The sequence below is a fragment of the Streptomyces sp. XM83C genome (assembly GCF_023072675.1).
Taxonomy (GTDB): Bacteria; Actinomycetota; Actinomycetes; order Streptomycetales; family Streptomycetaceae; genus Streptomyces; species Streptomyces thermocoprophilus.
The window spans coordinates 1-605 of record NZ_JALLGL010000653.1 but is presented as its reverse complement, the minus strand read 5'-3'; the positions used below and the strand labels follow the sequence as shown (position 1 = coordinate 605).

Annotated in this window: 1 protein-coding gene; it reads right to left on the bottom strand. The window is 69.4% G+C overall.

What is annotated here, in order from left to right:
* Positions 1 to 110 precede the first annotated feature (110 nt).
* Positions 111 to 605, bottom strand: a 495-nt coding sequence (locus tag MTQ10_RS30935) for a transposase family protein (protein WP_247474138.1), incomplete at its 5' end; no start/stop codon positions are given.

The window sequence follows — 605 nt, the reverse complement described above, 5'->3', positions numbered from 1 at the left end:
AATGAGAAGTGTGCATCGTGAAAACTGCACGTCAGGTGGGCTGGTGTGCGTAGGTGTCGGGACGCTCGGCCAGGTCCGGGGCGATAGTCCAGCGACAAGATCGTCGGTCATCAGCGGGCGACTTCCCTGTTCGTGAGGACCAGCAGGGCCCGCACCAGCGCGGTCGCCCACCTCGGATCCGTGCGGACCTTGCCCAGCACGCGCCAGTTCTTCAGGTGCGCGAAGCCGTGCTCGACCGGGGCGCGCACTGCGGCCAGTGCCTTGTTGGACAGCTTCTGGCCACGGGTCAGGGGCCGGTTCCGGGCGGCTTTGTAGCCGGTGATCACCGCCGGGTCGGCGTCCGGGCCGCTGTCGTCGAGACCGACGAAGCCCAGGTCGGCGATGGCCCCGAGGCCGGCCGCCCGCAGGTGGGCGGTGAGCTTGTCGTGTCGGCAGGCGGTGATCTCCGAGGACCGTCCGGGCCGGGCCGCGGAGACCCACAGCAGTCGGCCCCGGTCGTCGGTGAGCGCGATCACCAGCAGACCGTGGCATTTGTGCTTGCCGGAATAGTTCTTCCGGTTCTCGGCCCCGGTGCGCCGCCGGGTCCGTATCAGGGAGCCGTCCAG